This window comes from Polaromonas sp. YR568 (assembly GCF_943371715.1).
In the GTDB taxonomy this organism is placed as follows: Bacteria; Pseudomonadota; Gammaproteobacteria; order Burkholderiales; family Burkholderiaceae_C; genus Polaromonas.
Genome location: NZ_CALRVW010000011.1, coordinates 44078 through 59320 on the forward strand (window position 1 = coordinate 44078; position 15243 = coordinate 59320).

Below are 15243 nucleotides of genomic sequence, written 5' to 3' on the forward strand. Positions count from 1 at the left end.
CACTGCATGGCCAAGTTTTTCATTGATCGGCCTATCTTTGCCTGGGTGATCGCGCTTTTCATCATCGTGATGGGCAGCGTGGCCATCACGCAACTGCCGATCTCCCAGTACCCGCCGGTCGCGCCGCCGTCCATTGTCATCAATGTCTCCTACCCCGGCGCCTCGGCCCAGACGCTGGAGGACAGCGTGCTGTCGGTGATCGAGCGCGAGATGAACGGCTCGCCCGGCCTGATCTACATGGAGTCGGTGGCCCAGGCCAACGGCTCGGGCAGCATCACCATCAGTTTCCAGCCCGGCACCAATGCCGACCTGGCCCAGGTGGACGTGCAGAACCGCCTGTCGCGCGCCACGCCGCGCCTGCCCCAGGCCGTGACGCAGCAAGGTGTGCGTGTCGACAAGTCGCGCTCGAACTTCCTGCTGTTCACCATGCTGTCGTCGAGCAACCCGGCGATTGACCCGATTGCATTGGGCGACTACGCATCGCGCACCGTGGTGCCCGAGCTGCAGCGCCTGCCCGGCATCGGCCAGGCCCAGCTGTTCGGCTCCGAGCGCGCCATGCGCGTCTGGATCGATCCGGCCAAGCTGGCGGGCTTCAACCTGTCGTCCGCCGAGGTCACCGCCGCCATCCGCGCGCAGAACGCGCAGGTGTCGTCGGGCACCATCGGTGACCTGCCCAACGTCGCTGGCCAGGGCATCGCCGCCACCGTGGTGGTCAACGGCCAGCTCGCCGACGTCGAACAGTTCGGCAACATCGTGCTGCGCGCCAACACCGACGGCTCGGCTGTGCGGCTCAAGGACGTGGCGCGCATCGAGCTCGGCGGCCAGACCTATGCCACCTCGGCCCGGCTCAACGGCCAGCCGGCGGTCGGGGTCGGTGTCCAGTTGTCCCCCAGCGGCAACGCCCTGGCGTCGGCCAAAGCCGTGCGCGAGAAGATGGCCGAGCTGGAGCGGTATTTTCCGCAAGGCGTGAGCTGGAGCATTCCTTACGACAGTTCGCGCTTCGTGCAGATATCGATCTCGCAGGTGGCGGTCACACTGCTGGAAGCGGTGGCACTGGTTTTCCTGGTGATGTTCCTGTTCCTGCAGAACTGGCGCTACACCGTGATCCCGACCATCGTCGTGCCGATTGCGCTGCTGGGCACCTTCGGGACGCTGCTGGCCCTGGGCTTTTCGATCAACGTGCTGACCATGTTCGGCATGGTACTGGTGATCGGCATCGTGGTGGACGACGCGATCGTGGTGGTCGAAAACGTCGAGCGCATCATGAGCGAGGAGGGGCTGTCCCCGCTGGAAGCCACGCGCAAGGCGATGCGGCAGATCTCGGGCGCCATCATCGGCGTGACCGTGGTGCTGATCTCGGTGTTTGTGCCGCTCGCTTTTTTTGCCGGCTCCACCGGCAACATCTACCGCCAGTTCTCGGCGGTGATGGTGGCATCCATCGGTTTTTCCGCCTTCATGGCCCTGTCCCTGACCCCGGCCCTGTGCGCGACGCTGCTCAAGCCGGTGGAGGCGGGCCACCACCATGAAAAGCGCGGCTTTTTCGGCTGGTTCAACCGCAGCTTTTCACGCACCGCCAAGGGGTATGAAAGCATGGTCGCCCGTGTGCTGAAACGGGCTGCGCGTTACCTGATCATCTATGTGGCCATCATCGCCGCCGTCGCGGTGGCCTACACCCGCCTGCCGACCTCCTTTTTGCCCGGCGAGGACCAGGGCAACATACTGGTCAACGTGCAGTTGCCGCCCGGTGCGACCCAGGACCGGACGCTGGCTGTCATGCAGCAGGTCGAGGCCTACATCCTCAAGCAGCCCGAAGTGCAGAGCATGGTCGGTGTGCTGGGCTTCAGCTTCTCGGGCCAGGGCCAGAATGCGGCGCTGGCGTTTGTCACGCTCAAGGACTGGTCCTTGCGTGAAGGTCCCGGCCAGTCGGCCGAAGCGCTGGCGGGCCGGGCCTTCGGCGCCTTGTCCGGCATCCGCGATGCGTTCATCTTTCCGCTGAGCCCGCCGCCCATTCCCGAACTGGGAACGGCCAGCGGTTTCACCTTCCGCCTGCAGGACCGGGCAGGCGCCGGGCACGAGGCGCTGGTCAACGCACGCAACCAGATGCTGGGCATGGCCGGCAAGAGCCCGGTGCTGGCGCAGGTGCGTCCGGACGGCCTGGAAGACGGCCCGCAATTGCAGATCGACATTGACCGTGACAAGGCCAATGCGCTGGGGGTTTCCTTTGACTCCATCAACACCACGCTGTCGACGGCACTGGGCTCCAGCTATGTGAACGACTTTCCCAACCAGGGCCGCCTGCAGCGTGTGGTGGTGCAGGCCGATGCGCCGGCGCGCATGCAGCCGGACGACCTGCTGCGTATCAATGCGAGCAACAGCCAGGGCCGGCCGGTGCCGCTGTCGGGGTTTGCGAGCACACGCTGGGTGACCGGTGCGCAGCAGACGATCCGCTACAACGGGTATCCGGCGATGCGTATTTCGGGTGCCGCTGCGCCGGGCTACAGCTCGGGCGCAGCCATGGCCGAGATGGAAAAGCTGGCCGGGCAGCTGCCCGCCGGCTTTGGTTTCGAGTGGACCGGCCAGTCGCGCGAGGAAAAACTCGCCGGCTCGCAGGCGCTGATTCTCTACGGCTTTGCCATCCTCGCGGTGTTCCTGTGCCTGGCCGCGCTGTATGAAAGCTGGACCATTCCGCTGGCGGTGATCATGGTGGTGCCGCTGGGCGTGCTCGGCGTGCTGCTGGCCACGCTGCTGCGCGCCTACTCGAACGACGTGTATTTCCAGGTCGGCCTGATCACCATCATCGGCCTGTCGGCGAAAAACGCGATCCTGATCATCGAGTTTGCGAAAGACCTGGAAGCGCAGGGCAAGAGCGCGATTGAGTCGGCGCTGGCCGCTGCCCACTTGCGGTTCCGGCCCATCGTGATGACCTCGCTGGCCTTCATGATGGGGGTGCTGCCGCTGGCGCTGGCCACCGGCGCCGGCTCGGCCAGCCAGCGCGCCATCGGCACCGGTGTGATCGGCGGCATGATCACCGGGACCGCACTGGCCGTGATTTTTGTACCGGTCTTTTTTGTCGTGGTGCGCAGCCTGTTCAAGAGCAGCGAGCGGCAGAGAAAAATGTATTCCGACCACGCCAAGGCGGCTGGTTTTGACGGAGATGGAAATGAAGGCAAAGCGCATGACTAAGCTGACGAAGGCGCTGGTGTTGAGCGCAGTCGCGCTGGCGGCGGGCTGCTCGATGGCGCCCAAATATGAACGCCCCGAGGCCCCGGTCGCGACCGACTGGCCGGGCCTGCGTCTGGCACGTTCGCTCGCCGTCGCCCCGACCACGGCCTCGACAGCCGTGCAGACCACCGCCGCGGCCGACATCGAGTGGCAGAGTTTTTTCAGCGACCCCAAGCTGCGGCTGCTGATCGAGGCGGCCCTGCGCAACAACCGCGACCTGCGCATCGCGGTGCTCAACATCGAGCAGGCGCGGGCGCAGTTCCAGATCCGGCGCGCCGACCAGTTCCCGACGGTGGGCGCCTCGGCGACCGGCACACGCCAGCCCGCCACCGGAGGAAATATTTCCAGCGTCTACACCGCCGGCCTGGCGATGACGTCTTATGAAATCGATTTTTTCGGCCGTGTGGCCAGCCTCAAGGACGCCGCGCTGGCGCAGTACCTGGCGACCGAGGAGGGCCGCAAGACCACCCAGATCAGCCTGATTGCGACCGTGACCAACACCTGGCTGAGCCTGCTGGCCGACGAGGAACTGCTGGCCATCACCGCACAGACGCTGGCCACGCGCGAGGAATCCTTCAAGCTCAGCCAGCTGCGTTTTGACAACGGTGCCACCTCCGAGCTGGACCTGCGCCAGGCCGAGTCGCTGACCGAGGCGGCCCGCATCAGCCTGGCGCAGCTGCAGCGCCAGCGCGCGCTTGACGAAAACCTGCTGACGCTGCTGCTGGGCCAGCCGCTGACCGGTGAACTCGCGGCGGCGCTGCCGGCCGGCCAGGCGCTGGCCGATGCACCGCTGATGGTGGACGTGCCTGCCGGCCTGCCTTCGGACCTGCTGACCAAACGCCCTGACATTCGCCAGGCCGAGCAGCAGCTGCTGGCGGCCAATGCCAACATCGGCGCGGCGCGTGCCGCGTTTTTCCCGCGCATTTCGCTGACGGCTTCGGCCGGCAGTGCCAGCAACCACCTGTCGGGGCTGTTCGAAAGCGGCACCTACGGCTGGACGCTGGCGCCGCAGCTGTTTTTGCCGCTGTTTGACGCCGGCCGCAACCGCGCCGGGCTGGATTCCGCCAATGTGAATCGCGACATCGCCGTGGCGCAGTACGAAAAGGCGATTCAAACCGCGTTCCGCGAAGTGGCCGACGCACTGGCCGGGCGCGCCACGCTGGGCGAACAGCTGCGCGCGCAGCAGGCCCAGGCCAGCGCCGAAGCCACCCGCTTCAAGCTCTCGGACCTGCGTTACCAGAACGGCATCGCCAGCCAGCTCGACCTGCTGGATGCACAGCGCTCCCTGTTCGCCGCCAGGCAGGCCGTGGTGCAGACCCGGCTGCTGCAGTTGCAGAACCAGGTCACGCTGTACAAGACGCTTGGTGGCGGCTGGACGGAGCCCGCTGCGACGACGCACTGAAGCAGGGCGTGGGCTTCAGTCAGATGGCTATGCTATTAATAGCATAGCTGCCTGCGATTGCTGGTAAATGGCTTGTGGCCTATTTGTTCAATACTCGGCGGCAGGCCTAGGCGGCAAGGACACACAGGTAGATCACAAACACGGCGGCCAGCCAGAGGGTTTCGGCCAGCATCAGCGCCATCGGGCGCCAGCCCAGTTTCACCAGGTCTTCGAACGAGGTCTTGATACCCAGTGCCGAAATGGCCACCACCAGGCAAACGCGGGACACCTGGCTCAGGCCTTCCATAAGCCGCGGGGTGATCCCCCCCAGGCTGTTGACCAGCACCAGCGCCATGAAAGCCATCAGGAAAAAGGGCAGCAAGGGCGTCGACCGGCTGCTGCCCTCGGCCGTGCTGGCGCGTTGCCGCCAGTACCAGGCCAGTGCCGCCACCACGGGCACCAGCAGCATCACGCGAAACAGCTTGATGATCACGGCCACGTCGCCCGCTTCATGCGAAATCATCAGACCGGCGCCCACGACCTGCGCCACGTCATGGATGGTGCCGCCCAGAAAGATGCCGGCGCCGGTGTCACTGAGCCGCAGGAATTTGACCAGCAGCGGATAGACAAGCATGGCCAGGGTGGACAGTCCGGTCACACCCACCACTGTCAGCAGCGTGCGGCGTTCGTTCTCCCTGCTTTTGGGCATCACGGCGGATACCGCCAGGGCGGCCGACGCGCCGCAAATGGACACGGCTGCACCGCAAAGCAGGCCGAAGTCGGTCTTCAGGCCCAAGCGCCGCGCCAGCCAGGCACCCAGTGCGATCGTGCTCACGATGCCGAGCGCCGCCGTGGCCAGCGGGCCGATGCCGAGCTGTCCGATTTGAGCCAGCGTGATGCGTGCGCCCAGCAGCGCCACCCCGATGCGCAACAGCGTTTTCGAGCAGAACTCGATGCCGGGCCGGCAGCGTTCATCTTCGTACAGAAAATGAAATGCCAGCCCGAACAGAAGGGCGTACAGCAGTTGCGGCCCACCGTAGTGGTCCGAGAGGAAGGTCGCGCCCAGCATGATGAGCACCGGCAGCGCCAGGCCGGGCCACAGGCTGCGGGTGTGACGTATCCAGGGGCGCGCACGGCTGAGCATGGTTGGGAAAACCTCGAGGAAAAAAAGAGGAGGGGAACCGACTCAGGCGGGTAGCGCGGCAAACCCTTGAGCGAGGTCGGCCAGCAGGTCCACCGGATCTTCCAGCCCGACGTGCAGTCGGATCACCTGGCCGCGCGCCGACCAGTCGGTCACGCTGCGGGCGCGTCGCATGTCGGCCAGCGTGACCAGGCTTTCATAACCGCCCCAGGAGGCGCCTATGCCAAACAATTGCAGGCTGTCGATCAGGCACTCGGCAGCGTCCTGGCTGAAGCCGGGCTGCAGCTCGAAGGACACCAGGCCATTGCTGCCCTTGCAGTCCCTTTGCCACAAGGCATGGCCCGGGTGATCGGGGAGGGCCGGGGAAAACACCGTTGCCACCTCATGGCGCGATTGAAGCCAGTGCGCCACCTGCAGGCCATGGCTCTCGTGCATGGCCAGGCGTGCGGCCAGGCTGCGTGCGCCACGCAGCACGAGGTAGGCGTCGTCGGGACTGACCGTCATGCCAAAGGCATCGCTGCGTTCGGCCAGCGCCGGCCAGGCTTCTTTTGTGGTGGCGACAGTGCCCATCATCACGTCGGAGTGGCCGGACAGGTATTTGGTGGCGGCCATGATGGAGACGTCAGCGCCCAGCGCCAGCGGGCGGTACTGGCAGCCGGAGCCCCAGGTGTTGTCGGCCACCACCAGCAGGCCACGCGCACGGGCCAGTTCGGCCAGACGTGGCAGGTCGCACATCTCATAGACCAGCGAGCCCGGGCATTCGGCATAAATCAGGCGTGTGCCGGTCTCGATTTTTTCTTCCACGTCGCTGCCATTGGCGGCAAAAAAGGTGCAGCGGATGTTGTAGGGCCGGAGAAAGGAATCAGCGAGCTTGCGGGCCGGTTCGTACACACTGTCCGACATCAGCAGGTGGTCGCCCGGCTTCAGGTAGGCCAGCAGGGTCATCCCGATGGCGGCCAGGCCGGTGGGAAACAGCCGCGTGCGGTACGCGCCCTCGAGTTCGCTGACCAGGTCTTCGAGCGCGAAGCTGGTCGGGTTGCCGCGCGCGCCGTAGGTGAACAGGCGCTCATCGCCGCGCCTCTCACGCATCTCGCGCTGCTGCGCCACGCTGTCAAAGAGCACCGTGCTGGCACGCACGATGGGCGGATTCACCGTGCGCCCTCCGTCGAAGGCCGGGCGTTTTCCGGCGTGGACCAGCCGTGTCAGCGACGTGGGTGAAGGCTTCGGGGTGTTCATGGCGGTGGGTGCGACGGCGGGCTGGCGCATCAGTCGAGCTTGGCGCCCGAGAGCCTGACCACGCGGGACCAGCGGGCGATGTCTTCCCTGAGCTGCGCGGCAAACGCGGCGGACGTATTTCCTACCACTTCGCTGCCGCCGTCGGTGATCAGCTTGCTGACTTCGGGTGTCCTGAGCGAGCGCACGATGCTGTCATGCAGGTAGGCCACGCGCTCCGGTGGCGTGCCGGCGGGTGCAAAAAAGCCATACCAGTCTTCAAAGGTCGAGTTGCGGTAGCCGAGTTCTTCCAGCGTCGGGACTTTTGCGAACACGCCGATGCGGCGCGGGCTGGTGACGGCCAGGGCGCGCATCTTGCCGTTCTGGATGAAGCTGGACACCGAGGAGGTGGACGTGATCAGCAGGTCCACCTGCCCGCCGAGCAAGTCGGTGATGGCGGGTGCGGCGCCCTTGTAGGGCACGTGGGTCATGCTCAGCGCGCTGTCTTTTTCCAGAACCACACCGACCAGATGGGACAGCGTGCCGTTACCCGGCGTGGCGTAGGTGATGCGGCCGGGTTGGCTCTTGATGCTGGCGGCCAGATCGGCAAAACTTTTCAGCGGCGAAGTGCCGGACACGACGAGAGCCAGGGGTGCTGCGTTGATCTGGGTGATGGGCACGAAATTCCTGATCGGGTCAAAGCCCGGCGACGCATACAGCGTGGGGTTGACGGCCATCAGCGAGACCTGTCCTGTCAGCACGGTGTAGCCATCCGGCTTGGCGTCAGCCACCGCCTTGGCACCGATGTTGCCGCCGGCGCCGCCGCGGTTGTCGACCACCGCGCTCTGGCCGATGATCTCCGACAGGCGGCTGGTCACCAGGCGTGTGGTGCCGTCATTGCCGCCGCCGGCGGGGAAGGGCGACACGAACTTGATGGCCTGGTTGGGAAAACCGCCCACCTGCGGCATCGGCTGGGCCGACGCGCCGGGCAGGGCAAACACAGCCCAGCACAATGAGGCAACAGTGAATTTCAGCTTGGCAAGCATGGCGACTCCTGGATGAAAAAATGGCAAGGACGGAAGGGGTGTGACTAGAAACTCAATGGGGAAGGGGGTGTACAGGCGGCAGGCGGTAGGCATTCAGTTCGCGCTCGTCCAGCTGGTCGATCAGGTTGACCTCCCAAGCCAGGTACTGGCGCGCGGCTTCCTTGTTGCCGTCATGCCGGTCGTGCACAAAGAACAGGAAATCGATGCAGTCCGCGTCTGCCGGCAAACGGCCCGGCCCCTGCATCGGCAGACCGGCATCGCGCCAGTTGGCCGTGTTGCCTTCCAGCAGGCGCGCCGACAGGCCCATCTCCTGCAGGTCAATGGCGGCACAGGCGGCCACGGCCGGATCGTCCGCAATCAGCACGACCGGACGGCGTTCACCCTGGAGCAGGCCGGTCAGGCGCGGCCGGATCGACCAGCGGGTGCCTGCGATATGGTCGTGGCGAAACTGCATGCTCGCGCGCAGGTCCAGCGCGACCAGGGATTCATCGGCTAGGCCGGACGCGAGGGCGCCGGCGTGGATGGCCGGCAGTGCCGGCAAAGCCACCGGCTGCGGTGCGGGCAAGGCCAGACCGCTGTCCAGGCCCCGGTCCAGCACGCTGGCATCGTGGCCCATCTGGCGCAGCCAGCTGGCGATGGTGAGCGCACGTATGCCATCGGAATCGAACAGCACCAGTCGGGCCTGGCGCACGCCCACATACTGGTCGTTGGCCTGGATCAACTGGCCGCCCGGTGTGTGCTGGGCGCCCGGCAGACTGCCGCGGGCATATTCCTCGGGTGTGCGGACATCACAGAGAAAGAGTGTGCGTTCGGCATCGCCGGCCCACATGGCTACGGTGGCCGCATCGACCACCTGCACCTCGAAGCGGCCGGCCAGCGCCTGCGCTGCGGCACGCATGCCGGCCGGCTCACCCTGCTCGCCATAACGGCGCTGGCCGCCGTGTTCGAGCGCCAGGTCGGCCAGATACCAGCCCTGGGTGCCGTTTTCAAGTGCGAAGACCGGATTGGGCAGGCCCAGGTTGATGAGGGTTTGGGCGCCGAGGATGCTACGGGTGCGGCCGGCGCAATTAATCACGATGCGGGTCTGCTCGCTCGGCACCAGGGAGCGCACACGCAATGCCAACTCGCCATTCGGGCAACTGGTGGCCGTCGGGATGTTCATTTTCTGAAATTCCGAAAAAGGCCTGCCGTCCAGCACCACCACATCTTCACGCCGGTCGAGCATGCCCGCGAGTTCGGTGGCACTGACACGGGGCGTGTGATACACCTGTTCGACCAGTTCCCCAAAGGTTTTGGACGGCACATTCACGCCCGCAAACAAGGGAAAGCCGGCGGCCTGCCAGCCTGCGGTGCCGCCTTGCAGCACAAACACCTGGGTGTAACCCAGCGCGTGCAATCGGCGCGCGGCGCGCGGCGCGACATCCTGCCCGTCGTCGTAGACCACCAGACGCACGGTCTTGCGCGGTGCCAGTCGCAGCACGTCCAGCTCGAGCCGGCTGTAAGGCAGGGTGATGCCGTAAAACAGATGCGACTGGCCGTACTGGCCATGCTCGCGCACGTCGAACAGCGCAATTTCGTGGCCGTCGTGCAGCCACGACTTCAGTGTGGCGGCTTCTACAAAACGTGTCATGGGAACCTGGGGGAAAGGTGAGGAGGAGCGGGCAAAGGCATCAGCGGCGCGTCTGCACGCCAATGGACATGGTTTCGCAGCTGCCTTTTTCCATGTCGTAGCCGGTGCGCGTGTTCAGGGTTTCCAGGGCGCGGCCATACATGTGCAAGTGGCGGATGACCTGCCCGGCGGGGATTTCGACCGAGTGGATGTCGTCCGGCATCAATGCGATGCCCGTGCCCGGCGCGACCACGACGGCTCCCACTTCCTTGAGCTGCGCCTTGCCCGGCACCGAGCCGTCGTCCAGGCGCTCATACACGCGGTTGAGTTCGGAGCCTTCCACCGCGCTGATGCAGGCCCAGGTGGTGTGGTTGTGCGGCACGATGCGTTTTCCGGGGCGCATCACGTTGAGGTAGAGCGCAAAGCTCTGGTCTGCGTCTTCGGTGATCAGGTAGCGGGCCTGCAGTTCGTCGCCCTCCGGCGCAGCGAACTCGGCGGCGCTCCACAAGTCCGTCTGTGCTGCCAGTTGATTCAGGACGGTCAGGATGTCGGCCAGCGATCGGCGGGTAGGCTCACCGCTTCCAGCCATTTTCTTAATGCGTTCGATGCTGGCGTCTACGGCCTGGCTACGTGCTGCTGAGGTGGTCATGGGTCTTTTTCCTGAGTAAAGTCACTGGGATGAAGGCCAATGTACTCAGACCTGCTTTTTCGAACAACATGGAAACGAAGCTAAATACATTAGTATTTGTTATGTATGAATACGCTTGATCTCGAATTGCTACGGTCCTTGGTGGCCATTCAGGAGCAGGACAGCTTTGCCGGCGCCGCCGTGCACCTGGGCAAGACGCAATCGGCAGTGACGCAGCAGATGCAGCGGCTGGAAGACCAGATCGGCCACCCGCTGTTCAGCAAGCAAGGACGCCACAAGCGCCTGACGCCACATGGCCTCAAGCTGCTGGACTACGCGCGCCACCTGCTGGCCATCAACGACGAGGCCATGCGCAGCCTGCAGCAGGGTAACCTCGAAGGCGTGCTTCGTATAGGCGCGCCGCACGATGTGGCGGACACCATGCTCCCCTCCCTGCTGGCGCAGGTGGCGCGTGCCTCACCCTTGCTGCAGCTCGACATTCACGTGGGGCGCAGCCCTTTCCTGATGGAGTCGCTCAAACGCGGGGAGATCGACATGACCATCTCCAACCGCAATGATTCCGCACTCGAGGGGGTCGTGCTCCGCACCTCGCCCACGGTGTGGCTGTGCTCGGCCAGCTATGTGCATGACCGCGCCAAGCCGGTGCCGCTGATCATGGTGGAAGGCCCGAGCGTGTTTTACCGGCTGGCGCGCGAGGCACTGGACGCCGCTGGCGTCCAGTGGTCGCCCAACTACACCGCGTCCAGCCTGATCGGCATCAAGGCTGCGTTGCGGGCCGGGCTGGGCGTGACCGCGCGCGGCATCGAGATCGCGGGCGCCGACCTGCGTGTGCTCGGCGAGAACGATGGCCTGCCGCGCCTGCCTGATCTGGATTACTACCTGTTCGTTCGACGCAACGTCATCAACCCGGTGACGCGCAAGGTGTTCGATATGCTCAAGGCCAACCTGGGCCTGATTCGCAGCGCCTCGCCGCCTGACGTGGCTGCTTGAGGGTGACCGCTTTGCCGCCATCGGCACTGCGGCCCGGATCGAATGCATTTTGTGGCCCCGGTCCTTGTCGGACGAGCGCGAGCAGCTATTAAATGTGTAGCTAACTTGCCGCGATGTCCAGCTGCAGCCAGCGCCGTGCCGCCGCTTCCAGCGCTTGCACCGAGCCGGTGGCCAGCAGCGTGATGCGGCCATCGCCGCCGGCCTTGAGCAGGCCTGCCGCTTCCATCAGGCGCCGCGTCTGGCGTGCGACCGGCTCACCGGTCTCGATCAGGTGCACACCTTCGCCAGCATGGCGTGCGAGCTGGTGTTGCGCGAAAGGGTAGTGCGTGCAGCCCAGGACCAGGGTGTCGATCTGACCTGCTTGGGTGCCGCAGGGGCCAAGGATCTCCATGTAGCGGGCACAAAGCTGCGCAATCTGCGCGGCATCGTCGTTCTGGATTGCATCGGCCAGACCATCACAGGGCACAAGCACGAACTCGGCCTGGTCTTTCAGCGCCTCGTGCAGCGCGCGGACTCTGGCGCTGCCCAGCGTGCCGCGCGTGCCGATCACGCCGATGCGCCTGGTCTTGCTGAGGGCGGCCGCCGGCTTGAGTGCTGGTTCCACGCCCACCAGCGGCAAGTGGGGATACGCCTGGCGGATGAGGTGGATGGCTGCGGCGGTTGCCGTGTTGCAGGCGATCACCAGGGCCTTGACTTCGTGGTCTTGCAGCAAGCGTTCAACCACGGTCCGTGTCCGCGCGATCACATAATCGTCGCCGCGCTCGCCATAGGGCGCGAACCCCGAGTCGGCCAGATAAACGAAGTCCTCGTGCGGCAACTCGGCGCGCAGCGCCCGCAGCACGCTCAGGCCACCGACGCCGCTGTCAAAAACGCCGACAGGCCCTGCGCGCACCACTAGGCTGCGGCGACGGCGATTCCCTTGAACTCGCCGGTGGCAATCTTTTTCTGCCACTCGGCCGGGCCGGTGATATGGGCGCTGGTGCCGCCCGAATCCACCGCCACGGTCACCGGCATGTCGACCACGTCGAACTCGTAAATCGCTTCCATGCCGAGGTCGGCAAAACCGACGACGGTGGCGCTCTTGATGGCCTTGCTGACCAGGTAGGCGGCGCCGCCGACGGCCATCAGGTAGGCGCTTTTGTGTTTCTTGATGGCCTCGATCGCCACCGGGCCGCGTTCGGCCTTGCCGATCATGGAGATCAGGCCGGTCTGCGCCAGCATCATTTCGGTGAAGCCGTCCATGCGGGTGGCCGTGGTCGGGCCGGCCGGGCCGACCGCCTCGCCGGCGACCGGGTCCACCGGGCCCACGTAATAAATCACGCGGTTGCTGAAGTCCACCGGCAGCTTCTCGCCCCTGGCCAGCATGTCGGCAATCCGCTTGTGCGCAGCGTCGCGGCCGGTCAGCATCTTGCCCGACAGCAGCAGGGTCTGGCCGGGCTTCCAGCTGGCCACCTCGGCGGGGGTCAGCGTGTCGAGGTTGACCTTCTGGCTCTTCACGTAGTCGGGCGTCCAGTTGACGTTGGGCCACAGGTCCAGGCTCGGCGGAGTGAGGTAGACCGGGCCGCTGCCGTCGAGCACGAAGTGCGCATGGCGCGTGGCGGCGCAGTTGGGGATCATGGCGACCGGCTTGCTGGCCGCGTGGGTCGGGTACATCTGGATCTTGACGTCGAGCACGGTGGTCAGGCCACCCAGGCCCTGCGCGCCTATGCCCAGCGCGTTGACCTTCTCGAACAGCTCCAGGCGCAGCGCCTCGACCTTGGTCAGGGCCGCGCCCGAGGCGGCCTTGGCCTGCAGCTCGTACATGTCAAGGTCGTCCATCAGGCTTTCCTTGGCCATCAGCACGGCTTTTTCGGCGGTGCCGCCAATGCCTATGCCCAGCATGCCGGGCGGGCACCAGCCGGCGCCCATGGTCGGCACCGTCTTGAGCACCCAGTCGACGATGGAGTCGCCGGGGTTGAGCATGGCCAGCTTGCTTTTGTTTTCGCTGCCGCCGCCCTTGGCCGCCACGGTGACTTCCAGCGTGTTGCCGGGAACGATCTCGGTGAAGATCACCGCCGGGGTGTTGTCCTTGGTGTTCTTGCGGTCGAACTGCGGGTCGGCCACGACCGAGGCACGCAGGGTGTTGTCGGGGTGGTTGTAGCCTTGCCGGACTCCTTCGTTGATGGCGTCGTCCAGGCTGCCGGTGAAACCGCCCCAGCGCACGTCCATGCCGACTTTCAGGAACACGTTGACGATGCCGGTGTCCTGGCAGATCGGGCGATGCCCGGTCGCGCTCATCTTGCTGTTGGTCAGGATCTGCGCAATCGCGTCCTTGGCCGCCGGGCTCTGCTCGCGTTCGTAGGCGCGCGCCAGGTGGGCGATGTAGTCGGCCGGGTGGTAGTAGCTGATGTACTGCAGGGCGGCGGCAACGGATTCGATGAGGTCGGCTTGTTGGATGGTGGTGGTCATGATCAGGGTCAAGGGTTCGTGGGAGGCTGACTTTTCACGGGGCCGCCCGTGTGATACGGTAAGCGCAACCCCGTATTTTGACAGGGTGCGAAAAGCCACCTTTTCACATCGAGGAATGAGCATGACAACCCGCACCGAACACGACACCTTTGGCCCCATCGCCGTACCGGCCGACCGGCTCTGGGGCGCGCAGACCCAGCGCTCGCTGCAGAACTTCGACATCTCCGGCGAGTTGCAGCCGCGCGAGATCATCCGGGCGCTGGCGCAGGTCAAGCGGGCTTCGGCCAGCGTCAACCTGGCGCTGGGCCTGCTCGACGGCAAGAAGGCGCTGGCCATCATGGCGGCGGCCGACGAGGTGATCGCCGGCCAGCACGCCAGCGAGTTTCCGCTGGTGGTCTGGCAGACCGGCTCGGGCACGCAGAGCAACATGAACGTCAACGAGGTGCTGGCCAACCGCGCCAGCGTGCTGCTGGGCGGCGAACGCGGCGAGAACCGGCTGGTGCATCCGAACGACGAGGTCAACCGCAGCCAGTCGTCCAACGATGTGTTTCCGACCGCCATGCATGTGGCGGCGGTGGACGCCATCACGCACCGGCTGCTGCCGGCCTTGGATAAGCTGCACGCCACGCTGGCGCAGAAGGCGCGCGATTTCGACAGCATCGTCAAGATTGGCCGCACCCATCTGCAGGACGCCACGCCCTTGACGCTGGGTCAGGAGTTTTCGGGCTATGTGGCCCAGCTCGCGCACGGGCAGCGGCATCTGAACGCGGCCCTGCCGCACCTGTGCGAGCTGGCGCTGGGCGGCACGGCCGTCGGCACCGGCCTGAACGCGCCCCGGGGGTATGCCGAGCAGGCGGCGGCCGAACTGGCGCGCCTGACCGGGCTGCCGTTTGTGACCGCGCCCAACAAGTTCGAGGCCCTGGCGTCCTGCGACGCGCTGGTGCATGCGCACGGCGCGCTGAAAACCCTGGCCGCCAGCATGATGAAAATCGCCAACGACGTGCGCTGGCTGGCCAGCGGGCCGCGCAGCGGCATCGGCGAGTTGTCGATTCCCGAAAACGAGCCGGGCTCGTCCATCATGCCGGGCAAGGTCAACCCGACCCAGAGCGAAGCCGTGACCATGCTGTGCTGCCAGGTCTTCGGCAACGACGTGGCCATCAACCTGGGCGGTGCGTCGGGCAATTTCGAGCTCAATGTGTTCCGACCCATGATCGCGCACAACTTCCTGCAGAGCGTGCGCCTGCTGGCCGACGGCATCACCAGTTTCAACGACCATTGCGCGGTGGGCATCACCCCCAACCGCGCGCGCATCGCCGAGCTGGTGGACCGTTCGCTGATGCTGGTGACGGCGCTCAACCCGCACATCGGTTACGACAAGGCGGCCTTCATCGCCAAGAAGGCGCACAAGGAAGGCAGCAGCCTGCGCGAGGCGGCGCTGGCCTCGGGTCATGTAACCGGCGAGCAGTTTGACGCCTGGGTGGTGCCGGCAAACATGACCGGGCGTTAGCCGGTTGCTATTGAATCAATAGCTTTCTGCGCTTGTCT

Annotated in this window: 11 protein-coding genes; 4 read left to right on the top strand and 7 right to left on the bottom strand. The window is 65.6% G+C overall.

The annotated features are described in order from the left end of the window. Positions 1-6 precede the first annotated feature (6 nt). The gene (locus AAG813_RS10070) at positions 7-3183 is read left to right on the top strand and encodes an efflux RND transporter permease subunit (RefSeq protein WP_341914471.1); all 3177 of its coding nucleotides are present in this window, start codon (positions 7-9) and stop codon (positions 3181-3183) included. Beyond that, positions 3176-4624 carry an efflux transporter outer membrane subunit gene (locus AAG813_RS10075; RefSeq protein WP_341914473.1) on the top strand — a complete coding sequence of 483 codons (1449 nt, stop codon included), beginning with the start codon at positions 3176-3178 and terminating at the stop codon, positions 4622-4624. The genes AAG813_RS10070 and AAG813_RS10075 overlap by 8 nt, the downstream gene beginning before the upstream one ends. A 106-nt stretch (positions 4625-4730) precedes the next feature. On the opposite strand, the gene AAG813_RS10080 is transcribed toward AAG813_RS10075, so the two are convergent. From AAG813_RS10080 to AAG813_RS10100, 5 genes are read right to left on the bottom strand one after another with little or no spacing between them, the layout of a single operon-like run. Continuing rightward, positions 4731-5747 (bottom strand): putative sulfate exporter family transporter, encoded by a 1017-nt coding sequence (locus AAG813_RS10080; RefSeq protein ID WP_341914475.1) that lies wholly within the window; start codon positions 5745-5747, stop codon positions 4731-4733. 42 nt (positions 5748-5789) lie between these two features. Further along, positions 5790-6980, bottom strand: coding sequence for a cystathionine beta-lyase (gene metC, locus AAG813_RS10085; RefSeq protein WP_341914623.1), 1191 nt, complete (start codon positions 6978-6980; stop codon positions 5790-5792). A 29-nt stretch (positions 6981-7009) separates the two neighbouring features. Next, positions 7010-8002: a tripartite tricarboxylate transporter substrate binding protein gene (locus tag AAG813_RS10090; RefSeq protein ID WP_341914477.1), complete on the bottom strand. Its 993-nt coding sequence runs from the start codon at positions 8000-8002 to the stop codon at positions 7010-7012. A 52-nt stretch (positions 8003-8054) separates the two neighbouring features. Then, positions 8055-9632 carry a rhodanese-like domain-containing protein gene (locus AAG813_RS10095; RefSeq protein WP_341914479.1) on the bottom strand — a complete coding sequence of 526 codons (1578 nt, stop codon included), beginning with the start codon at positions 9630-9632 and terminating at the stop codon, positions 8055-8057. 40 nt (positions 9633-9672) lie between these two features. Next, positions 9673-10260: a cysteine dioxygenase family protein gene (locus AAG813_RS10100; protein ID WP_341914481.1), complete on the bottom strand. Its 588-nt coding sequence runs from the start codon at positions 10258-10260 to the stop codon at positions 9673-9675. A gap of 105 nt (positions 10261-10365) precedes the next feature. On the opposite strand from AAG813_RS10100, the gene AAG813_RS10105 reads away from it, so the two are divergent. Beyond that, entirely contained in the window at positions 10366-11250 is an 885-nt protein-coding gene (locus AAG813_RS10105; RefSeq protein ID WP_341914483.1) for a LysR substrate-binding domain-containing protein, read from the top strand. Between the two features lie 100 nt (positions 11251-11350). Here AAG813_RS10105 and murI read toward each other — a convergent pair whose 3' ends face one another. Beyond that, entirely contained in the window at positions 11351-12142 is a 792-nt protein-coding gene (gene murI, locus AAG813_RS10110) for a glutamate racemase (RefSeq protein ID WP_341914485.1), read from the bottom strand. A gap of 2 nt (positions 12143-12144) precedes the next feature. Further along, entirely contained in the window at positions 12145-13698 is a 1554-nt protein-coding gene (locus AAG813_RS10115; protein ID WP_341914487.1) for a fumarate hydratase, read from the bottom strand. Positions 13699-13819: 121 nt separating this feature from the next. Between AAG813_RS10115 and fumC the strand changes: the two genes are divergently transcribed. Beyond that, complete coding sequence (fumC, locus tag AAG813_RS10120; RefSeq protein WP_341914489.1) at positions 13820-15205, top strand: class II fumarate hydratase; 1386 nt, start codon at positions 13820-13822, stop codon at positions 15203-15205. Positions 15206-15243: the final 38 nt, after the last annotated feature.